General features: G+C 66.4%; 20 protein-coding genes. 3 read left to right on the top strand and 17 right to left on the bottom strand.

Going from position 1 to position 19,716, the window contains the following annotated elements:
* Window positions 1-2 precede the first annotated feature (2 nt).
* From K8U54_RS08505 to choX, 3 genes are all read right to left on the bottom strand, one after another.
* Window positions 3-968, bottom strand: a complete 966-nt coding sequence (locus K8U54_RS08505; RefSeq protein ID WP_249909723.1) for an L-carnitine dehydrogenase — start codon at window positions 966-968, stop codon at window positions 3-5.
* A 20-nt stretch (window positions 969-988) separates the two neighbouring features.
* Entirely contained in the window at window positions 989-1,873 is an 885-nt protein-coding gene (locus K8U54_RS08510) for a 3-keto-5-aminohexanoate cleavage protein (RefSeq protein ID WP_249909724.1), read from the bottom strand.
* 70 nt (window positions 1,874-1,943) lie between these two features.
* On the bottom strand, window positions 1,944-2,879 hold the full coding sequence (gene choX / locus K8U54_RS08515; RefSeq protein ID WP_249909725.1) for a choline ABC transporter substrate-binding protein: 936 nt from the start codon (window positions 2,877-2,879) through the stop codon (window positions 1,944-1,946).
* A 191-nt stretch (window positions 2,880-3,070) separates the two neighbouring features.
* On the opposite strand from choX, the gene K8U54_RS08520 reads away from it, so the two are divergent.
* Window positions 3,071-4,042, top strand: coding sequence for a GlxA family transcriptional regulator (locus K8U54_RS08520; protein WP_249909726.1), 972 nt, complete (start codon window positions 3,071-3,073; stop codon window positions 4,040-4,042).
* Window positions 4,043-4,065: 23 nt separating this feature from the next.
* Here K8U54_RS08520 and K8U54_RS08525 read toward each other — a convergent pair whose 3' ends face one another.
* Window positions 4,066-7,422, bottom strand: coding sequence for a hypothetical protein (locus K8U54_RS08525; protein ID WP_249909727.1), 3,357 nt, complete (start codon window positions 7,420-7,422; stop codon window positions 4,066-4,068).
* A gap of 730 nt (window positions 7,423-8,152) precedes the next feature.
* On the opposite strand from K8U54_RS08525, the gene K8U54_RS08530 reads away from it, so the two are divergent.
* Entirely contained in the window at window positions 8,153-9,883 is a 1,731-nt protein-coding gene (locus K8U54_RS08530) for an ATP-binding protein (protein WP_249909728.1), read from the top strand.
* 48 nt (window positions 9,884-9,931) lie between these two features.
* Here the strand turns inward: K8U54_RS08530 and K8U54_RS08535 are convergent, their stop codons facing one another.
* The 13 genes from K8U54_RS08535 to K8U54_RS08595 form a co-directional block, all read right to left on the bottom strand.
* Window positions 9,932-10,987, bottom strand: coding sequence for an EscU/YscU/HrcU family type III secretion system export apparatus switch protein (locus tag K8U54_RS08535; RefSeq protein WP_249909729.1), 1,056 nt, complete (start codon window positions 10,985-10,987; stop codon window positions 9,932-9,934).
* Window positions 10,987-11,805: a type III secretion system export apparatus subunit SctT gene (sctT, locus tag K8U54_RS08540; protein ID WP_070885073.1), complete on the bottom strand. Its 819-nt coding sequence runs from the start codon at window positions 11,803-11,805 to the stop codon at window positions 10,987-10,989. The genes K8U54_RS08535 and sctT overlap by 1 nt, the downstream gene beginning before the upstream one ends.
* 3 nt (window positions 11,806-11,808) lie before the next feature.
* Window positions 11,809-12,078 carry an EscS/YscS/HrcS family type III secretion system export apparatus protein gene (locus K8U54_RS08545; protein ID WP_042556779.1) on the bottom strand — a complete coding sequence of 90 codons (270 nt, stop codon included), beginning with the start codon at window positions 12,076-12,078 and terminating at the stop codon, window positions 11,809-11,811.
* A gap of 3 nt (window positions 12,079-12,081) precedes the next feature.
* A complete protein-coding gene (sctR, locus tag K8U54_RS08550; RefSeq protein ID WP_042556778.1) occupies window positions 12,082-12,741 on the bottom strand; it encodes a type III secretion system export apparatus subunit SctR in 660 nt (219 codons plus the stop codon).
* Entirely contained in the window at window positions 12,738-13,742 is a 1,005-nt protein-coding gene (gene sctQ, locus K8U54_RS08555) for a type III secretion system cytoplasmic ring protein SctQ (protein ID WP_249909730.1), read from the bottom strand. Before sctQ ends, sctR begins: the two co-directional genes overlap by 4 nt.
* Window positions 13,739-14,209, bottom strand: coding sequence for a hypothetical protein (locus K8U54_RS08560; RefSeq protein ID WP_249909731.1), 471 nt, complete (start codon window positions 14,207-14,209; stop codon window positions 13,739-13,741). The genes sctQ and K8U54_RS08560 overlap by 4 nt, the downstream gene beginning before the upstream one ends.
* The gene (locus K8U54_RS08565) at window positions 14,206-15,528 is read right to left on the bottom strand and encodes a FliI/YscN family ATPase (RefSeq protein ID WP_249909732.1); all 1,323 of its coding nucleotides are present in this window, start codon (window positions 15,526-15,528) and stop codon (window positions 14,206-14,208) included. The genes K8U54_RS08560 and K8U54_RS08565 overlap by 4 nt, the downstream gene beginning before the upstream one ends.
* Window positions 15,509-16,108, bottom strand: a complete 600-nt coding sequence (gene sctL / locus K8U54_RS08570) for a type III secretion system stator protein SctL (RefSeq protein WP_249909733.1) — start codon at window positions 16,106-16,108, stop codon at window positions 15,509-15,511. The genes K8U54_RS08565 and sctL overlap by 20 nt, the downstream gene beginning before the upstream one ends.
* The gene (locus K8U54_RS08575; protein ID WP_249909734.1) at window positions 16,105-16,731 is read right to left on the bottom strand and encodes a hypothetical protein; all 627 of its coding nucleotides are present in this window, start codon (window positions 16,729-16,731) and stop codon (window positions 16,105-16,107) included. The genes sctL and K8U54_RS08575 overlap by 4 nt, the downstream gene beginning before the upstream one ends.
* Window positions 16,728-17,507: a type III secretion system inner membrane ring lipoprotein SctJ gene (gene sctJ, locus K8U54_RS08580; protein WP_249909735.1), complete on the bottom strand. Its 780-nt coding sequence runs from the start codon at window positions 17,505-17,507 to the stop codon at window positions 16,728-16,730. The genes K8U54_RS08575 and sctJ overlap by 4 nt, the downstream gene beginning before the upstream one ends.
* A gap of 2 nt (window positions 17,508-17,509) precedes the next feature.
* Complete coding sequence (locus K8U54_RS08585) at window positions 17,510-17,830, bottom strand: hypothetical protein (protein ID WP_371923720.1); 321 nt, start codon at window positions 17,828-17,830, stop codon at window positions 17,510-17,512.
* Window positions 17,831-17,932: 102 nt separating this feature from the next.
* Window positions 17,933-18,133 carry a hypothetical protein gene (locus tag K8U54_RS08590; RefSeq protein ID WP_249909737.1) on the bottom strand — a complete coding sequence of 67 codons (201 nt, stop codon included), beginning with the start codon at window positions 18,131-18,133 and terminating at the stop codon, window positions 17,933-17,935.
* A 24-nt stretch (window positions 18,134-18,157) separates the two neighbouring features.
* Complete coding sequence (locus K8U54_RS08595) at window positions 18,158-18,787, bottom strand: type III secretion protein (RefSeq protein WP_249909738.1); 630 nt, start codon at window positions 18,785-18,787, stop codon at window positions 18,158-18,160.
* 108 nt (window positions 18,788-18,895) lie between these two features.
* Here K8U54_RS08595 and K8U54_RS08600 point away from each other — a divergent pair, with 108 nt between their 5' ends.
* Window positions 18,896-19,699 carry a tetratricopeptide repeat protein gene (locus K8U54_RS08600; protein WP_249909739.1) on the top strand — a complete coding sequence of 268 codons (804 nt, stop codon included), beginning with the start codon at window positions 18,896-18,898 and terminating at the stop codon, window positions 19,697-19,699.
* Window positions 19,700-19,716: the final 17 nt, after the last annotated feature.

Here is a 19,716-nt window from a genome sequence, read left to right on the forward strand (position 1 = left end):
GCTCAGTCCTCGAAGGCGAAGCCGTGGCGGGCCTTGGTTTCGCGGATGGCGCCGAGTACCGCCAGCAGGCAGTCGTCGCGGTAGCGCTCCAGGTCGGCGAGGCTGCGCTGGCCCTGCTGCACGCTCGTGCCGGCGACCACGTCGTCGATCAGCTGCTCGGTCAGCTCGGGGGCCTGCAGGTAGGTCCAGGGCAGCTTCAGCGCCGGGCCGAACTGGGCCATGAAGTGGCGCATGCCGGCGTCGCCGCCGGCCAGGGTGTAGGTCAGGAAGGTGCCCATAAATGACCAGCGCAGGCCGGCGCCGAAACGGATCGCGTCGTCGATCTCGCCGGTGGTGGCCACGCCATCGTTGACCAGATGCAGCGCCTCGCGCCACAGCGCTTCGAGCAGGCGGTCGGCGATAAAGCCCGGCACCTCCTTGCGCACCTGCAGCGGGCGCATGCCCAACGCGCTGTAGACGGCGATGGCCGCTTGTACCGCCTCCGGCACGGTGCGCTCGCCGCCGACCACCTCGACCAGCGGCAGCAGGTACACCGGGTTGAACGGGTGGCCGACCACGCAGCGCTCCGGGTGCTGCGCCTCGGCATAGAACTCGCTGGGCAGCAGACCCGAGGTGCTGGAGCCGATGATCACCTCGGGGCGCGCCGCCTTGCTGATCCGCCCGTGCAAGTCGAGCTTGAGGTCGAGCCGCTCGGGGGCGCTCTCCTGGATGAAGTCGGCATCGCGCACGCAGGCATCGAGGTCGGCGAAAAAACGCAGGCGGTCCTGCGACGCACCCGGCGCCAGCCCCTGCTTCTCCAGCGCCGGCCAGGCGTTGGCGATACGGGTGCGCAGGGCCGCTTCGGCGCCGGGCGCCGGATCCCAGGCGTGCACGTCCAGGCCATGGGCCAGGGCGCGGGCGATCCAGCCAGCGCCAATCACGCCGGTGCCCAGGGCAGCGAAAATCTTGATATCGGTAACGTAGGACATGGCAGGCTCCAGGCGACGGCTCAGCGTTTTTTCAGGTTCATCTTTGCCCGACCTTCGGCCGGGCTGAGCACACGGCCGCCAAGGCGCTCGATGATCTCCACCGCCCGCCCGACCAGCGAGCCGTTGCTGGCCGGCACGCCCTTGTCCAGCCAGATGTTGTCTTCCAGGCCCACGCGCACGTTGCCGCCCAAGAGCATGGCCTGGGCGAGCATCGGCATCTGCATGCGGCCGATGCCGAAGCCGGCCCAGGTCAGGCCTGGCGGCAGGTTGTCGACCATCGCCTTCATGGTCGCGGTATCCGCCGGCGCGCCCCAGGGGATGCCCAGGCACAGCTGGATCAGCGGGTCGTCGAGCAGGCCTTCCTTGAGCATCTGCTTGGCGAACCACAGGTGGCCGGTGTCGAAGATCTCCAGCTCGGCCTTCACGCCCAGCTCGGTGATGCGCTTGGCGCCGGCGCGCAGCTGCGCCGGGGTGGACACGTAGATGAAGTCGCCATCGCCGAAATTCAGGGTGCCGCAGTCCAGGGTGCAGATTTCCGGGCGCAGCGCTTCGATATGGGCCAGGCGGGTCAGCGGACCGACCAGGTCGGTGCCGGTGCCGAACTCCAGCGGCTGCTCGCCCTTGCCGATCTCCAGGTCGCCGCCCATACCGGCGGTGAGGTTGATGATCACGTCGGTGTCGCTTTCGCGAATGCGTTCTACCAGCTCGCGGTACAGCGCCACGTCGCGGCTCGGCTTGCCGGTGTGCGGATCACGCACATGGCAGTGGGCGACGGTGGCACCGGCCTTGGCCGCCTCGATGGCGGCCTCGGCGATCTGTTTCGGCGTGACGGGAATGGCCGGATGGCGGCCGACGGTGTCGCCGGCGCCGGTGACCGCGCAAGTGATGATTACGTCATGATTCACGGTCGATCTCCTCATTATTCGGGGCGAACGCCGCCCCCGCACGTGGCACGGTGATGAAAGGGCGGTGTGATTACTGAGTGAGTTTCAGGGCCTGGGCAGCGGGTTTGCCATCGCGCGTGGTAACGCCGTCGAGCCAGCCGCTGACGACCTGGGGATTGGCGGCGATCCACTCGCGCGCCACCTTGCCCGGCGCCTGGCGATCCATGATCGGCTGCATCAGTTCGGCCTCCTGCTCACTGTTGAAACGCAGGCTGGTAAGCAGGCGATTGGCGTTGGGGCAACGCTGGGCGTAATCCGGCGAAGTCACGGTGGACACCGTGGCGGCGCCATCGTTGGGACCGAACACGTCCTCGGTACCGGTCAGGTAGGTGATCGGCATCTGCAGGTTCATCGGGTGCGGCTTCCAGCCAAAGAACACCACCGGCTTGCCGTTGCGCACCGCGCGGCCGACGGCGGCGAGCATGCCCGCCTCGCTGGACTCCACCAGCTTGAATTCGCCGAGGCCGAACCGGTTGCCGTCGATCATCTTCTGGATCGCCGTATTGGCGCCCGAGCCGGCATCGATGCCGTAGATCTTGCCGTCGAGCTGGTCCTTGAAGCGGGCGATATCGGCCAGGGTCCTGATGCCCTGCTCGGCGGCATAGGTCGGTACGGCAAGCACCGCCACGGCGTCGTTCAGCGACGGCTGCTCGGCCACTTTCACGGCACCGGCGTCGAGAAAGGGTTTGATGTTGTCATCCATGATCGGCTTCCAGTAGCCGAGAAAGGCGTCGACCTGACCCTTCTGGATGCCGGCGAAGATGATCTGCTGGGAGGCCTGGGCCTGTTTGGTTTCATAGCCGAGCCCCTGCAGCAGCTCGCTGGCCACGGCGGTGGTGGCGACCACATCGGTCCAGCCGACGGCGCCGAGGCGCACGGTCTTGCAACTGGCGTCTTCGGCGGCCAGCAGGGGTGAACTGAACAGGGTGAAGGTGCAGCATGCTGCGAAGGCGGTGAGCGCTTTCATGATGGGGCTCCTCAACGGTTTAGTCTGGTTCTTAGTACCGTGTGACCGGAACGGCTGAATTCCGATGAGCCCACCTTACGCAGTTGCCTGGCCTACGATTCGCACTATATCGACATAAAACCAGAACATACCGACTTGATTAGCCGTCAGCCGTGCCGTTAGATGACGGCTTCTCGCACCGGAGCGCCGCCATGGCCCACCCCTTCTGCTTTCTGCTGCTGCCCGGCTTTTCGATGATGGGGCTGATGTCGGCCATCGAACCGCTGCGAGTCGCCAATCGCTTTCACGCGCCCCATTACCAGTGGCGCCTGCTCAGCGAAGACGGCGAGGCGGTGCCGGCCAGCAATGGCATGTCGCTCAATGTCGATGGCCCCCTGGAGCACGATGTGGCGGGCAGCACGCTGTTCGTGGTCGCCGGTTTCGAGCCGCTGGCCAGCTTCGGTCCGCAACTGGCCAGCCGCCTGCGCCGTGCCGACCGTGAGTGCCTGGTGCTCGGCGCCATCGATACCGGCAGCTTCGTGCTGGCCGAGGCCGGGCTGCTGGACGCCCGGCAGCGCTTCACCCTGCACTGGGAGGCGCTGGACGCCTTTCGGGAACGTTATCCACAGCTGCAGCCGACCCAGGAGCTGTTCGAGATCGACGGCCGGCGCATCACCAGCGCTGGCGGCACCAGCAGCCTGGACCTGATGCTCGGGCTGATCGGCCGCGACCATGGCGAGGCGCTGTCGATCCAGGTGTCCGAGCAGTTCGTGCTGGGCCGCATCCGCACCCGGCTGGATCACCAGCGCATGCAGATCAGCAGCCGCTATGGCATCCATGACAAGAAGCTGGCCCTGGTGATCGGCGAAATGGAGCGCTGCACCGAGGCGCCACGAAGTCCGCAGCAACTGGCCGACACGGCAGGCATCGGCACCCGCCAGCTGGAGCGGCTGTTTCGCCAGCATCTGAACACCACGCCGGTCACCTTCTACCTCGCCCTGCGCCTGGACAAGGGCCGTCAGCTGCTGCGCCAGAGCGACCTCAGCGTGCTGGAGGTAGCCCTGGCCTGCGGCTTCGAGTCGGCCTCTTACTTCGCCCGCCGCTACCGCGCGCGCTTTGCGGTCAGCCCGCGGCAGGATCGGCGCGAGGCCGCGCCGAGGTCAGGCCTGGCGCCGCATGCCTAGTAGCCCGAGCGGCGCTGTCGACCTCAGCTCACCTGCTCCAGCCACTTGTCGACGTCCTTGCGGCTGATCTTGCCGTCTGCCTTGGTGTTGTTGGGGTGGAAGCGGATGGTGTCGAGGAACTCGAAGAACTCCTTGTTCTCCATCAGGAAGCGCACCGCATCGATGTCTTCCTTGGAGTTGTCGAAGCGGTCGTCGCCCTTGAGCAGCTTGTTGAAATCCTTGTCGCTGATGATGTCGTCGCTGCCCTGCCACTGCTCCCAGTTGTCGACGATCCGGTCGATCTTGTCCTTGTTGTCGCGGTAGAAATCGGCGTCGAACTTGTCGTTGTAGGTGACCAGGTCCTGCATATTGTCGGTGAACCAGTCATCGTCGATCTTGCCGTCCTTCTCGACCTTCTCGGTGAATTCCTTGTAGTGCTCGGGCTGCGCTTCCCAGACCGGAATGTCCTCGGGGTACCAGGCGTCGAAGCGGTCCTCGTACTTTCCTTCGTAGTAGTTGTACTCGTAGCTCATGTGCACCAGGTAGTTGAGCTTGTCGCCCCACTCTTTCTCCAGCACACCGTCCTTGTCCAGTTCGCGGAAATAGTCGCGCACCTTCTCGACGGTCTCCTCGCTCTTCTTCAGGGCCACCACGCCACCGATGATGGCGCCGATGAAACCGAGCACCGCGCCCACGCCGCCGGCAGCGGCGCCCACCACCCCGGCCACCGCCGACGAGCCCACGCCGATGGCCGCAGCCAGGCCGGCACCGCCCATCACCAGCCCTGCGGTGCCGCCAACCAGCTGCAGGCTCTTGGCCGCGAACTGCTCCGGCGTGCCGCCTTCCTTGCGCAGTTTGTCGATGCCCATACCGCCAAGCACCAGATCCAGCACCCCGCCCACCACGTCGGCGGCGCCGCCGATGGTCGACAGCGCGCCGCCCACCCAGCGCAGCCGGTCGGCCTCGGGCACCTTGCTCAACTCAGGGTTCCTGTCGGTGACGCTGAGGAAGCTGCTGCGCGCCGCGTCCTGCTGCTCCGGCGGCAGTTGTTCGATCAGGTCCTCGACTCTCGGCCGTGATTTACGGGTGGTGTCATCGAACTCCTGCCAGAAACTGTCGGCGGTGAACTTGTCACCCATATCGAGCTGGGGCAGCTCCTTGAGGTTATCGAGCTTCTGCTGCCGTTCCTTGAGTTCGATGGCGTCGGTTTCCGACACGTCCTTGGGCTTGAAGTGCTTGTCCCAGACGGTTTCCTTGAGGCTCTTGCCTAGCCCCAGCGAGTCCGCAACGCCTGGCTTGCGGAACAGTTCTTCGTAGGCACCCGTAACCATGACGGCCATCGGTGAGATCATGCTGATGGTAGTCACGAAGTTCTTGGCCGCCTCGATACGCTCGGCCGGCGTGTCGCCGAAGTTCAGCCCGCCATCGGAGAGCTTGTAGATCCCGGCGACCATCGAGATCAACCCGGCACCGGAACTCAGTACCCCGGTCTTGCCAAGCTTGCCCAGTACCCCGGCGACACCGTCGCGCTCGGCCAGGGGGACCTTCTGCACGGCTTTTTCAATCTTCTCGGCGGTGATGGCGCCGCCATTCCCCGAGGGATCCTTGATGCTCTCGGTGGCGCTGTCCTTGAGCAGCTGGGTCAGCGGCTCCCGGGAATTTTCCGCCGCGGTGACCAGCTTCTGTTCCTCGGCATTCAGCTCGGGCTTGGCCTGGCCCTTCTCCTTGCCGCCGCCAAAGAAGTAGTTGTAGATGTCGGTGCCGCGTTTGGTACCCAGCACCGAGGTCATCATGGTGGTGAGCAGCGTGGAGACCATGTCGGTGGTGGCCTTGTCGATGTTCTCCTCGCCCACGCCGTCGATGCCATCCTTGTACAGCTCGTTGAGCTGCTCGATGGGAATGCCGAACTTGAACTCGGTGTCGATCTGCGCCGCCAGTTCGGAATCAAGAAGGCTCAGTGACTGCATGTCGGCGGCGTAGCGCGCCGCTGCGCCTTCAGGATTGTCCTTCTCCAACGCCTCGAGCGCCTCCTTGTACTCGGGGTCGCGCAGGGTCTCGGCCAACTTGTCCTTGAAGCCGTCCTTGTCCTCGACCTTGTCGATCGCCTCCTTGAGGAAGCGCTCGTTGTCGGCGGCGATGTCCTCGTCGGTCATCAGCGCCAGCAGCTCCTCACCGAGCTTGCCCTCGTCCACCAGCCCGCGCATTTCGGACGGACTCATTTCCTTGGGGTCTTTGCCGTAGCTGGTATTGGTGGTGCCGCTGAACGCGCCGTTGGTGGTGGTGTAGGGCAGGAACTGGAAGCCGCCATTGAGCATCGCCCGGGCCTCGAGCAGGCGCAGGTACTTGGCCTCCTTGGAGTCGGCGGGCTTGTCCTTGTAGGCCTCCTTGAGATTGTCGTAGTAGAGCTCGCCGACGGTCTTGGCCTTGCCGTCCTTCTTCTCGCTGGTTTCGGCGAGCATCAGGTCGGTTTCCTTGGCGGGCGGCAGGTCGCGGTCCTCGAACGCCTTGTCGACGGCGCCCTGCTGCTTCTCGGCCTGCACCCCGCTGAGGTTGGCGAAATGCTCGGGGGTGACGCTCTCGATCACGATGAACTTGCCCTTCCGGGGCGTTTCCACGGCCAGCACACCAGGCGCCAGGGTTTCCACCTTGGTGTCGTCGGTAACCACCGGAATATCATCCCGGCCGCTCATCACCTTGTAGCCGTCATCGTCGATCTTGTTCTCGATCTTGTCGCGGGTCTCGGCCAGCTCCTTGACCTTCTTGTAGGCTTCCGGCGAGACCTCCTTGGACACCGCGTACTTCTTGCCATCGGCCGTGGTGAACAGCGCCGTGTCGTTCGCCCCATAGGCACCGTTGTCGTCGACGGTCAGCTGAAAGCCGTTGCCGGGGTGATAAACCGCCGCGCTCATGTCCATGTAGCCGTCTTCGATGAAGCGCAGATCCCCCAGCTCGGGTATCTCGTCGGCGGAGGTGACCACCTCGAAACCACCGGCCTCGCGCTGGCCAAGCCAGTTTTCATGCTCCTCGGACAGCTCCTTCTCGGTCCAGGCCGGTGGCCCGGGGACGTCACCGGCATCCAGTTTTTCCTTGGCCACCTCATGCAGCCGCGGGTTGACGCCGGCGTGCACCAGAACCTGATCACCGTTTTTCATGGTCACCAGCAGCAGGTCGTCCCAGAGCATGAGACGGTGGCCGCTGGACGACAGCCACTCGGTCTCGACGTTGGCGATGTCCTCCTCCTTCCACTGGTGATTGCTCTCGGCCAGTGGCGGCTTGCCGTCCAGATAGGGGCCGCGGTACTCCTTGTAGGCCTCGATGCCTTCCTTGTCGAGCTGCCCGCCCTTGCTCTGCGCTTCACGCAGCTTGTCGTCGAAATCGGTATCGCCGGTTTGTCCGGTCACGCGTTCTGGTCTTGTTGTATCGATGGTGCTCATCGGCTTTGCGCTCCGGCTCGATAAGTGGACAAGGTCGCAAAACGGCGCTGCGCTCCTTGTGCGAAAGAAGGTGGCTATGGCACTTGTTGAACGGCGCAGGCCAATGCGTGATGCACCGTCGGTTGACGGAAACGAGAACGGTGCACGCAAAAAGCGCGGTCTGCTGCCCTCTCATTCAAGCAATCGTCACATTGATGTAACAACCTGATCGCGAAGGATTTCGCAGCTTTTCACGGCGACATATGGCCCTTAACAGGACAGGAGGGCGGCGCTGAACAGACTGTCAGGAGCAACGCGACATGCCACCGACCACGCTCGCCGCACTTGCCTCGGGTCGGATTCCCGAACAGCTTTTGCGGCGCTATCCGAAGTTCCGAACGGGCTCGGCCGGCCAGACTGCCGCTGCCATTGACAATCAATCAGTTAGCAATCGCCGAGAAGGCTTCCAGCGCGGCACGTTAATTGCGAAGTACACCCCGCCTCTGATCGACACCGCTTTGCAGCACTGCGGTGATATACAAAAACAAGTACGTTCTGGAGGGATCTTCTTGCCTATTCAAACTGCCGCACCGGCACGTTCCGCCAGCGACCGCCGCGTCGGGCCTCCATGCGAACCGAACCCGAGCATGACCTGGTGCGCCTGTGCGCAACCGTCACCAGTGCGTACAACAACCATAATCCTCGAGGGACTATAGGCATGTATTCGACCACTCTCGGCACCACCACGCCGACCGAGACGCCTTACGACCATGCACCATTCAGCAGCGAAGGCGCCGTGCGGTTCGGCGCCTTCATCCTCTACCCACGCCAGCACCTGCTGCTCAAGCACGGTGAACCGGTCAGCCTGGGCAGCCGTGCGCTGGATTTGCTGATCGCCATGGCAGCGCGGCCGGGAGAGCTGCTGGAGAAATCCGAGCTGATCGCCTGCGCCTGGCCGAAGGTCATCGTCGAAGAGTGCAACCTGCGTGCGCAGATCGTCGCCCTGCGCCGGGTGCTCAGCGAGGACGAAACCGGCTTCGAATACATCGTGACCGTGCCGGGCCGGGGCTACCGCTTCGTGGCGCATACCGAGCCCTATGCGGCCGGTAGCGAGCCCGCCATGACGGAACGTCTGCAGTCGCTGCCCAGCCTGATCACCCGGCCACTGGGCCGTGATACGGTGCTGCAGCGCCTGGCCGAGCAGCTGCAGCACACGCGCCTGGTATCCCTGGTGGGCCCTGGCGGCATCGGCAAGAGCACCGTGGCATTGGCGCTCGGCAATCAGCTCGCCGGCGACATGCCCCATGGCACCTGCTTCGTCGACCTCAGCGAAATCGACGACAACAACCGCATCCCTCACGCCCTGGCCGCAGCCCTGGGCCTGCCGGCCAGCAGCGATCCCCTGCGTGAAGTGGTGCAGCACCTGCAGCAACGACGCCAACTGCTGATTCTCGACAATTGCGAGCAGGCCCTGGACGGCACGGCGCTGGTGGTGGAAACCCTGCTCAAGTGGACCCCCGATTGCGCCATCCTGACCACCAGCCGCGAGCCGCTGCGCGCAGCCGGTGAGCAGATCGAGCGCCTGCTGCCCCTGCAGCTGCCCGCCGCCTGCGAGCACCCCAATGCCGAACAGGCGCTGGGGTATCCGGCCATCGAGCTGTTCGTGGAACGGGTGCAGGCCAGCGACACGGCCTTCACCCTCAATGACGGCAACGTGGCGGACGTGATCAACATCTGCCGCAAGCTCGACGGCATTCCCCTGGATATCGAAATCGCCGCGACCCGGGTCAGCGCCTTTGGCCTGGAGCCCCTGGCCGAGCTGCTCGATGGTGAGTTCCGCCTGCAGATGGAAGGCCGCCGTACCGCACCGCCCCGTCATCGCTCGCTGCGTGCCACCCTGGACTGGTCCTACCAGACCCTGGCACCAGCCGAGCAGGCCATGCTGCGGCTGGTGGCGATCTTCAACGGCACCTTCACCCTGAACGCCGTGCGCGCGCTGGTCGAAGGCGACGCGGTGCTGTCGGGCGACCCCCTGCCGCTGATCGAAAGCCTGGTGGACAAGTCCCTGCTGATCGCCCACCGCGATGACACCCTCAAGTACTACCAGATGCCCAAGAGCGAGCGCCTCTATGCCCTGGAGAAGCTCGACCAGACCGGCAGCACCCAGCGCCTCGTCGCCCGCCATGCGGCCTACGCCCTGGGGGTGGTGAAGAAGGCGGCCAGCCAGCTCGACGCCGTGGTGCCGGAAGCCTGGAAGAACCTCTACGGTGCGGAGAGCGACACCATCCGCTCGGCGCTCACCTGGGCCTGTTCCACCGATGGCAACCAGTCCCTGGGCCTGGAACTCACCCTGGCCGCCCTCGGCCTCGGCCCCTACCGTGATCGCTCGTCGCGCCCCCGGGTGGAGGAGCCGGCAGCCCAGGAGCCGTTGCGCTACCAGGTTCGCTGAGCACAGCCCCTAGGGCATCGTGGCCGGACGGCGGCCCCCACGACAGCCCTAGATCAGCCGTGCGGCAACCAGCGCATCGGCCACCGGCTGGAAGGTATTGGCCGGAATCGGCTCGCCCTTCACCGCCCGCTTGGCGATCTCGGCCGCCAGCCTGGCGTCCGGGCTACGGGGCACCCCCAGGCTCGCCGACTGCGCCAGCAGCGCTTTGGCGTCCTCGCCCGAGGCCATGCACACCAGCACCGGCACCGGGGTTTCGCCACGCACGTAGCGCACGCCGACCAGCCAGCCGTCTTCGCTGCCGATCATCAGGGTGGCATGGGCGATGCCGACCTTGCGGCTGCTCAGGGCCTGCATCTCGCGGCGCTGGCGCTGGCGTTCGCGCTTGATCAGCGGATCGCCGTCCATGTCCTTGCGCTCGCGCTTCTGCTCGCTGCGGGTCATGCGCATCTCGCGCTGGAACAGCCAGCGCTGCAGCAGTACGTCGACGCCGCCGATAAGCAGGTAGGTGAGCAGCACCGTGGCGAGCAACGGCTTGAGCAGCACGAAGAACACCGACTCGATGCAGCCGGCACCGCAACGCGACGACTCCATCAGCGCCTGCAAGGCGATGCGCCCCACCACGTAGAAGGCCACCGACAGCACCACCACCTTGATCAGGCTTTTGAGGAACTCGATGAAATTGCGCATGGAAAAGATGCGCTTGGCCCCTTCGACCGGATTGATGCGCGAGATTTCCGGCTTGATCGGTTCGCCGGAAAACAGCACGCCACGCATGGTCACGATGTTGGTAAGAATCACGCAGACCACCGTCACCCCGAGGATTGGAAACGCGGTACGCAGCAGCACCTGCTGGGCACTTTCCAGCAGGCGCGGCCACACCGTGGCGAAGGGCTCCACGTAGATGGTCGCCGCCAGGTCGAGCAGGCCGCGCACCCGTGACTCGGCGACGCCGGCGAGAAAGGCGATGCACACCGAGCAGCCGAGCAGCACCACCGCCGAGACCATGTCCTGGCTTTTCGAGACCTGGCCTTTCTGCCGCGCCTCGCGCAGCTTCTTGTCGGAGGCCGGCTGGGATTTCTCCTCGCTGCCGCTGTTGCCGGCCATCAGGGCTCACCCGCGCCGGACAGCGTCTTGAGTACCTCGACGGTGCCGCGAAATTCCGCCAGCTGCTCGAGCATCAGCGGGATCAGGAAGCCGCAGTAGAGCACCATCAGAAAGGTGAAGATCAGGTTCTTGATCGATAGCGAGAGGTCGAAGATATTCATCTGCGGCGCCATGCGCGACAGGTAGGCGAGCATCATGTCCGCCACCAGCAGGGCGATGATCAGCGGCGCCACCATCAGCACGCCGATGCGCATCACCTGGTCGAGAATCGCCAGCACCGCCTCCAGCGCCGCGCTGGCGATCACCGGGGTGAAGGCGGTAACCGGCCAGAGCTGGTAGCTGTGGTAGAAGCCGTCGACCATCAGGATGAAGCCGCCGGACATGAAGAACAGGGTGATCAGGGTGACGCTGAGCAGGGTTGCGGTGACCCCGGACTCACCCGCACCGGAGGGGTCGACCAGTTGCGCCATGGTCGAGCCGCGCTGCAGGTCGACCAGCTCGCCGGCCACCTCGGCGGCCCAGAACGGTATGCCGAACAGCAGGCCCACGGTCACCCCGATGAGGAACTCCTTGACCATCAAACCGGCGAGAAAAAAGCTGCCGTAGTCCTCCAGGGCGGTCAGCGCCGAGAACGCCGGCAGAAACATCGGCGCGGAGATCGCCACGGCCACGCAGCTGCGGATCATGCCGGTCAGCCCCAGGCGATTGAAGGCCGGGGTGATGAACACCAGGCCGAGCGCCCGACAGACCGCCAGGGCCGCCGCCGAAATCACCGGATAAGCGATCTCGGCGATGCCCAGACCGATATCGGCATCCATGCCCTAGCGCGTCCAGGCGGGGAAATTGTCCAGCACGTGGCTGGCCAGCGCCGCCACCTGGGTGGCCAGCAGCGGGCCGATCAGCACCAGCACCAGCAGCACCGCCACCAGCTTGACCGCCTGTGGCAGGGTCTGGTCCTGGATCTGGGTGAGCGCCTGCAACAGGCCGACCCCCAGGCCGATGAGGATGGCTACCCCGAGCGCCGGGGCGCTGAGCAGCAGCACGGTCATCAGCGCCTGTTTCATCAACGACAGAAATACGTCCTGGCCCATGCGTTACCCTCCTCCGTAGCTGAGGATCAGGCCGTGCATCAGCCGTGACCAGCCGCTGACGGCGACGAACAGAAAGATCTTCAGGGGGATCGAGATCAGCGTCGGCGACACCATCATCATGCCCATGGCCATCAGCACGTTGGCCACCAGCAGGTCGATCACCAGAAAGGGGATGTAGAGCAGAAAGCCGATCTCGAAGGCCCGGGTCAGCTCGGAGCTGACGAACGCCGGAATCAGCACCACCAGGTCGTCGTCGCGCAGGTCGGCGCGGGCCTCCTCGGACCACACGGTCTCGGTGGCCTGCACGAAGAAGGCGCGCTCGGACGGGTTGGCGAAACGTGACAGGTGGGTCTGCAAGGGCGCATGCAGGGCGTCGCCCAGCTCGCGCAACTCCTCGGCGTTCTGCAAGCTGATCGAGCGGCCCTCCACCTCGCGGTACATCTCGCCGATCAGCGGCGTGGTCACGTACACCGCGAGGATCAGGGCGATGCCGTAGAGCACCAGGTTCGGCGGCGTCTGCTGCACGCCCAGGGCGTTACGGATCAGGAACAGCACCACGGAGATCTTCAGAAAGCCGGTCAGGGTCACCACCGCCAGGGGAATCAAACCGATCGTGGTGACGACCAGAATGATTTCCAGCAGATTCGGTTGGTAATCCGTCATAGGCTGGCGAACCGGGTCAGGCGCACCCCAAGCCCATCGCCGATGGCAACCAGCTCGCCGCGCCCTACGCAGCGGCCATTGACCAGCAGCTCGACCTGCTGAACATCAGCGTCGGGCAATGCCAGCACGCTGCCCTCGCCCAGCTCGCGCAGCTGTCCCAGGGGCATCTCCAGGCTGCCGATCTGGCAGACCAGGGTCAGCGGCACATCGTCCAGTTGCGCATCATCGGCGTCTTGCCCCATGGCGTTCTCCATCGTCGGGTTGATCGGTTGCAGGGCTTCGAGCAGGTGCAAGCCGGACTGCTGGCGTTTGAAACGGGCCTGCCGGTGGCCACCGGCGAGCACCAGCAGGCCGTCGGCATCCGCCGGGCAGTCGAGCATCAGCACGTCGCCCGGCCGCAGGCTGCGCAGTTCGCCCAGGCTCAGGGGCTGCCAGCCGCGCTGCAGAGCCAGGCGCAGCTGCAAGGTCGGCAGCGGATGACGCGCCACCGGCAGGTAGCGTTCCAGCAGATCGGCGACGCCTTGCGCGGCGGCGTGGCTAAGTTCCAGGGTGAGCATGCCCAGCGGGGTACCGTCTGCGCTGAGTTGCAGAGTGAGCATGAGGTCGTCGGGTTGCGAGGCGGCGTCCAGGCTCACCGGTTGGCCCAGGGCAACTTCGAGCGGCTCGATCCAGGGCAGCAGCGCCTTTTCCAGCAGCACGCTCTGCAACGCCGCCGGCAGGCCCTCGAAGTCGCGCTGCAGCGCCAGCGATGCCAGCAATCGCTCGAGCAAGGCGGCATCCAGATGCAGGTGCAGCGCAGCCGTGCCCAAGCGCCCTGGTACGACGCACGCGGCGTCCTGCAGGGGCGCGCCGCCGACGGCGGCTTCGAGGCGCACACCGGCGATCTGGCCCTGCCAGGGCTGACGCCGGCGCAGCAGCCGATTGAGCAGCGCCTGCCTGGCGACATCCAGTTGCGGCAGCAGGGGCAATACCGGCACGGGCAGCGTTTGGCGACAGTTCATCGGCGCAGGGCTCCATGGGGACGGTCTTCGGCCAGGCTTTCCTCGCGGGCCTCGGCGGCGCGCTGCTGGCGGCGGGCATGGTGCTGCAGCAAGGGCTCCAGCGCCTCGCACTGCAACTGCCGACGCAGCCAGTGCTGCTGGGCCTGGTCACGGCTGGCCTGCACCTCTTCAAGCTGACGGGAGGCCTGGTCGGCCTGCTCCGCCAGGTGGCCCCGTTGTGCCTCGAGCGCGTCGAGCAGCTCCAGCGCGCTGCGGTACTGGCCCACCGGTAGCGCCCCTGCGGTGAGCAGGGCCTGCAGCTGCCCGGCCTCGCCTTCGAGCAGCGCCAGTGCCTCGCTGACCCGCGCCTGGGCGCACTGCAGTTCGGCGGCAGCCTGCTGGCAACGCGCCTGCCAATTGGCCAGTTGCGCTTCGGCACGGCGTACGCGCAGGCGGCGCAGCGCGTCCAGCTGCCCAACGGCGCTCATCCGAGCACCTTGCGCAGCGCGCGCAGGGTGTCGTCGAAGCCACTGGGCTCGGCGGCGTCCTGACGCAGGAACTGTTCGATGGCGCCCTGGCGGGCGATCGCCTCGTCAGCCAGCGGATCGCTGCCAGCCACGTAGTCGCCGGTGCGCAGCAACAACTCGATATCGGCGTGCCGCGCCATCAGGGCACGCAGGTGGCCGGCCAGCTGCCGCTGCTCCGGCTCGACCACGCGATCCATCAGGCGGCTGCGGCTCTGCAGCACGTCGATGGCCGGGAAATGGTTGCGCTGGGCCAGCTCGGCGCTGAGCACCAGGTGGCCGTCGAGGATCGAGCGCACCTCCTCGGCCACCGGATCGAGGGATGCATCGCCCTCGGTGAGCACCGTGTACAGCGCCGTGATGCTGCCGGTGGCCGCCGGGCCCGAGCGCTCCAGCAGGCGCGGCAAGGCGGAGAACAGCGAAGGCGGATAACCGCGACGGGTCGGCGGCTCGCCGATGGCCAGGCCGATCTCGCGCTGGGCACGGGCGAAGCGGGTCAGGCTGTCGAGCAGCAACAGCACATGGCGGCCCTGGTCGCGGTGGTATTCGGCATGGGAGGTGGCCACCAGCGCCGCCTTGACCCGTTCGGTGGCCGGGCGATCCGAGGTGGCGACCACGGCGACGGTGCGCGCCCGCGCCTCTGCGCCCAGGTGCACGTCGAGCAGCTCGCGCACCTCGCGGCCGCGCTCGCCGATCAGGCCGATGACGATCACCTGGGCTTCGCTGCGCCGCACGATGCTGGCCAGCAATGACGACTTGCCGACCCCGGGCTCGCCGAAGATGCCCATGCGCTGCCCACGGGCCACGGTGAGCAGACCGTCGATGGCGCGGATGCCCAGTGGCATCGGCTGGGCGACGATCTGCCGGGAAAAGGGTGCAGGCGGCTCGGCCTGCAGCGGATAGCGATGCAGACCGCTGACCGGCGCACCGCCATCGAGCACATCACCCAGGGGGCCGATCACCCGCCCCAGCAAGGCATCGCCCACCAGCACGCTCTGGCTCTCGCCAGTGGCGACGATTTCGGTACGGGTCGACAGTCCCTCCAGGGAACCGACGGGCGAGAGAATCGCCTCATCGCCATCGAACCCCACCACCTCGGCGGTGAGCACCCGCCCGCTGGCCGGGTCGCTGAGCCGACACAGCTCGCCAATGCCCACATTCGGCACGCTGGCCTGGATCAGCGTGCCGCGGATGCTGCGGATGCGCCCGCGTAACGGCCGTGGCTGGGCATCGACCAGGCGCGCGCTGAGGGTCGGCAGCAGGTCACGCAGAGGCGCGTTCATCGCCGCCCTCCAGGCTGCCGGGCAACAACGCCTGGCGCAGGCCTTGCAGCTGGGTGTGCAGGTCCAGCTCGACGCTGGCCTGGGGGCTGCTCAACCGCGCATGGCCGGCAGCGAGGCTGTCATCGGCCTCCACCTCGAGGCGCTCGCCAAGGTCGCGCAGTTGCTCACGCACGGTGGCGAGCTGATCCGGCGGCACCTGCAGGCGCAGCCGCTGGGCGTGGCGAAAGGCGCCAAGTGCCTGGCGCGTGCACCGTGCCAGGCGGGTGGCGTCGTCCAGCTCACCGATCACCTGCCGGGCGATGCCCAGCGCCAGGTCGGCCATCTGCGCTTCCAGGCCGGCCAGGTAATCATCGACCTGCTGCGTCGTGCGCGCCAGCAACAGCGCCGCTTCGCGTTGCCCCTCGGCGAGGCCGGCCGCCAGGCCCTCGTCTCGCGCCTGGTCACGCAGTTGCTGCAAGGCTGCCTGGGTTCGCTCGGCCTCCTCGCGGGCCGCCTGCATGAAGGCGTAGCCGTCGAGCCACTGCGCCGCCTCCTCGGCACGCAGGATGCGCTGGCCCGGCTTGCCTGGCAGCGTGCTCATGCAGCGCCTCGCTCGGCAGGATCATTGATGGCAAGGGCGACCTGACGCACCAGCTGGACGTCATCGGCACTGCCGCTCGACAGCGGTGCAGCCAAGCCGAAGCGCAGGCGCAACCAGCCTTGCAGGGCTGTCGGCTGGGCCGCCATCCAGGCCTCCACGCAGCGCTGGCCATCCGCCTCGATGGCGGCCAGCAAGGCATCGCCGCTCATCAGCGTGGGCGTACCGGCCGGTGTTTCGCGCCAACCAATGGCCAGGTCGTAGGTGGCATCACCCAGCCGCTCGCGCAGCTGCTGCACCATCGGCCCGCGAATTTCCCGGGCCAGGGCCACGGCATGTCGGCAGGCGCCACAGGCGCTGGCCAGTTGGCTGAAGGCTGGCGGCGGCAGGAGCAGCACCGGCAGGTCGTCGTCCACCACCTCGCCGGCGCCGCCCAACGGTTGCAACCCGTAGTAGGAAACCAGCAGCTCGCCGAGACGTGCTTCGAAGCGGCGTTGCTCGATCAGTTCGAGCACCCGCTCACGGGGCACCGCACCGAGCAGCGCAGCCTCCAGGCAATCCCGGGCGACGAATGCCATCGGCCGGGTCAGCAACATGCGCCAGGCATCGCGCAACACCTGGCTCACTCGCTTTCCCTCAGCACGTAGGTGCCCTGCCCCTGGCGCTCGCGCCACAGCAGCCAGCCCAGGGCGCCGGCCATGCCGAGCAACAGCAACAGGGCGCCGAAAAACAGGGTACGTGCCCGCGACACGCTCTCGTCGAGCATCCACACGCCGAGAAAGGAGCTGAGCGGCGGCCGCGCATCGTCACGCAGGTTGCGGATCGCCGCCTTGATCGCGGTGACCGACACGCCGTCGTAGTTGAGCCCGGAAATGCTGTTGGCAACCAGGGTCTTGATCTGCGGAATCAGCTGGTCGATGTCGGTATCGGCCTCGTAACGGATCAGCACCGAGGCCGACGATGGCGAGATCACCCGCTTGAGCAGGTCGTTGTCGGGCAGCACCACGTGGACCCGAGCCGACAGCACGCCATCGATCTGCGACACGGTGTGCGACAGCTCTTCGCTGAGCGCATAGACCATCTGCGCCCGCTCCTGCACCGGTGAGGACACCAGGCCGTTGTTCTTGAACACCTCGCCCATGTTGGAAAACTGCTGCTGCGGCAGGCCGGCTTCGTCGAGCAGGGCCACGGCGTCGGACAGGCGCTCCTGGGGCACGCTGACGGTGATCCGGCCGTCCTCCTGTACCTGGCGCTGGGCGGCGATGCCCTCGCGCAGCAAGGCGGCAACCATGCTGTTGGCCTCACGCTCGCTGAGGTTGCTGTACAGCACCATGCCGTCACAGGCCTGCAGCAACAGCGTCAGCAGCAACAGCGCGAACAGCCGCAAAGGATGCCCACCCATGGTCACTGGCCCCTTAACAGGGTGTTGGCAGAGCCGGAAATCTGCGTGGCACCGCGCACCACCATCTGGGTCTCGATGGAGTAGTCGAAGACCCGGCTGAGCGAGCCGACCAGGCGGTCGATCTGCTGTTCGTTGACCTTGCCCGGCTCGACCCCGGCGCCTTTATCCACCGGTGCACTGCTGATGTAGGGCGTGCGCTCCACCGCGGCACTGTCGGAAAAACCCTTGGAGCGGTCGATGAAACCGTTGAGCCGCTCCATGAGGTTTTCGCCGATCTGATTCGGGCTGGCGCCCTGGGGCATGCCCTTGGCCTGGCTGGCCATATGCTCGAACAGGTTCTGCGATACCTGGGCGACGTCCTGGCCGGCGGCCGTAGGCGCCGCCGTGGCAACTGCTGCACTGACTGTCATGGCCGATCCCCGTGGTTATTCTTCGTCGTCCGCGGTGGCTTCCTTGAGAATCTCCTGGGCCCGCGGCATGACGATGAACTGGCCACCGAGGATGATCGCCTGGGTGATCATGTCGTCGGTCATCGTGTCCCCTTGGGCGTTTTCCAGCGCCTGGTCGAATTCGGCTTCGGGGGTGTTCTGGGGACTGGTGTTGCCATCTACCGAGCTGACTGCCATGGGATCTCTCCTTTCGTCTGAGGTTTATTCGTCCGCATCCTTCACTACCTGGATGCCGGCGCTGCCACGGAACACCCGCACGCCCCGCTCGCGAACCACCTCGGGTTCGGCGACTAGCGGGCTCTGCAGCTGATCGATACGTTGCTGGACCAGCGCCATGTAGGGCGGCGGCCCGGAAATCAGCATGCCGTCACCGTGAAAGCTGCTGCGCAGCGACAGGTGCTTGCCTGCTACACCCAGCTCGTCCAACGCGGTCTGCAACTCGTCGAGCTGAAAACCGCTGGGTTCGAACTGGCGAATCTCGATTTCTTCCTCACTGTTCACATGCAGCATGTTGCCGTCGAAAAACCAAGTCAGGCCGCCGTTGCCGCACAGGGCGTCGAGAAACTCGCCGGCACTGGCCGCGCGCAGGTTGCTCTGGGCACGGCCCTTGACCCGGTTGGAAATCGCCATCGGCAGCCCGAGGTTGCGCCCGAAGGCTTCCAGGGTGCTGCGCAGATCCTGGTTGATCACCACATAGTCGTAGGGTTGATCGAACCAGGGTGGCGTGACTTCGGCGCGGGCCGTGCCCACACCGCCAGCCAGCAACAGCAGGGTCAGCGCCAGGCAGCGCCCGATGGAGCCACTATCGGCGCAGGCAGGTCGATGAAACAACCGCCGCCCGGCAACAATCACAAGATTTCGCAGCCGCTTCACAGATGCCGCCGAAGCTGGCTCTATAGAATGCCGTGCACGTGCCGAACCAACCCAGGAGCACCGCCCTTGCCGTCGATTTCCACCCGCTGCATCCTGCTTGCCAGCCTCGCCCTGCTGGGCGCCTGCAGTAACCACACGCCGAGCACGCCCGCAGCAGACGGCGATGAGGCCTATCAGCGCCTGATGAAACTGGCCGGCGATGTCGAATCGCGCGGTGACCGCGGTACCGCCGCGACGCTCTACCAGAGGGCTGCCGAACAACCGGGGGCGGGCTTCGACGCCTGGCAGCGGCTGGGCCATGCGCGGCTGGAGAGCGGCAACACCCAGGGCGCCGAGGCGGCCTACCAGAAAGCCGTCGCGCTGCAGCCGGACAACCCGGTGGGCCTGCTCGGCCTGGGCACCGCGCAGCTGCGCCTGGGCTACCCGGAGCGCGCCCAGCCGCTGCTGGAAAGCGCCGCCCGGCAGTTGCCCAACGATGCCCAGGCCTTTGCCCGCCTGGGCGCCGCCGAGGCGCAACTGGGCAATGTCACGGCCATGCAGAAGGCCTTCGCCACGGCACGCCGGCTGGCCCCCGACGACCTCGACGCGCGCAGCAACCTGGCCCTGGCCTATGCGCTCAACGGCGACACCGGCAATGCCCTGCGCGAGATCGCCGGCATCGACCGTGCCCCCACCGCGCAGCGGCGCCATCAGCGCAATGTGCTGCTGGTTCAGGTACTGGCGGGCGCCCAGGGCAAACCGGCCAGCGTGCAGCTCGACGACACCAGCGCCAGCCAGCGCCAGGCGCTGATCGCCGAGGCGCAACGTATCGCGGCCATCCGTGACCCCGGCGAACGCGCCCGGGCCCTGGGGCTGAGCACCGGGCAGTAGAACCTGCTGGCGGGTGA

It is taken from the genome of Pseudomonas fulva, assembly GCF_023517795.1.
In the GTDB taxonomy this organism is placed as follows: Bacteria; Pseudomonadota; Gammaproteobacteria; order Pseudomonadales; family Pseudomonadaceae; genus Aquipseudomonas; species Aquipseudomonas fulva_D.

What these genes read in the sequence shown, in the direction of transcription:
- K8U54_RS08505 (WP_249909723.1), bottom strand. Translation starts at nt 968, where the DNA reads ATGTCCTACGTTACCGATATCAAGATTTTCGCTGCCCTGGGCACCGGC.
- choX (WP_249909725.1), bottom strand. Translation starts at nt 2,879, where the DNA reads ATGAAAGCGCTCACCGCCTTCGCAGCATGCTGCACCTTCACCCTGTTC.
- K8U54_RS08520 (WP_249909726.1), top strand. Translation starts at nt 3,071, where the DNA reads ATGGCCCACCCCTTCTGCTTTCTGCTGCTGCCCGGCTTTTCGATGATG.
- K8U54_RS08530 (WP_249909728.1), top strand. Translation starts at nt 8,153, where the DNA reads ATGTATTCGACCACTCTCGGCACCACCACGCCGACCGAGACGCCTTAC.
- K8U54_RS08535 (WP_249909729.1), bottom strand. Translation starts at nt 10,987, where the DNA reads ATGGCCGGCAACAGCGGCAGCGAGGAGAAATCCCAGCCGGCCTCCGAC.
- sctT (WP_070885073.1), bottom strand. Translation starts at nt 11,805, where the DNA reads ATGGATGCCGATATCGGTCTGGGCATCGCCGAGATCGCTTATCCGGTG.
- K8U54_RS08545 (WP_042556779.1), bottom strand. Translation starts at nt 12,078, where the DNA reads ATGGGCCAGGACGTATTTCTGTCGTTGATGAAACAGGCGCTGATGACC.
- sctR (WP_042556778.1), bottom strand. Translation starts at nt 12,741, where the DNA reads ATGACGGATTACCAACCGAATCTGCTGGAAATCATTCTGGTCGTCACC.
- sctQ (WP_249909730.1), bottom strand. Translation starts at nt 13,742, where the DNA reads ATGAACTGTCGCCAAACGCTGCCCGTGCCGGTATTGCCCCTGCTGCCG.
- K8U54_RS08560 (WP_249909731.1), bottom strand. Translation starts at nt 14,209, where the DNA reads ATGAGCGCCGTTGGGCAGCTGGACGCGCTGCGCCGCCTGCGCGTACGC.
- K8U54_RS08565 (WP_249909732.1), bottom strand. Translation starts at nt 15,528, where the DNA reads ATGAACGCGCCTCTGCGTGACCTGCTGCCGACCCTCAGCGCGCGCCTG.
- sctL (WP_249909733.1), bottom strand. Translation starts at nt 16,108, where the DNA reads ATGAGCACGCTGCCAGGCAAGCCGGGCCAGCGCATCCTGCGTGCCGAG.
- sctJ (WP_249909735.1), bottom strand. Translation starts at nt 17,507, where the DNA reads ATGGGTGGGCATCCTTTGCGGCTGTTCGCGCTGTTGCTGCTGACGCTG.
- K8U54_RS08585 (WP_371923720.1), bottom strand. Translation starts at nt 17,830, where the DNA reads ATGGCCAGCCAGGCCAAGGGCATGCCCCAGGGCGCCAGCCCGAATCAG.
- K8U54_RS08590 (WP_249909737.1), bottom strand. Translation starts at nt 18,133, where the DNA reads ATGGCAGTCAGCTCGGTAGATGGCAACACCAGTCCCCAGAACACCCCC.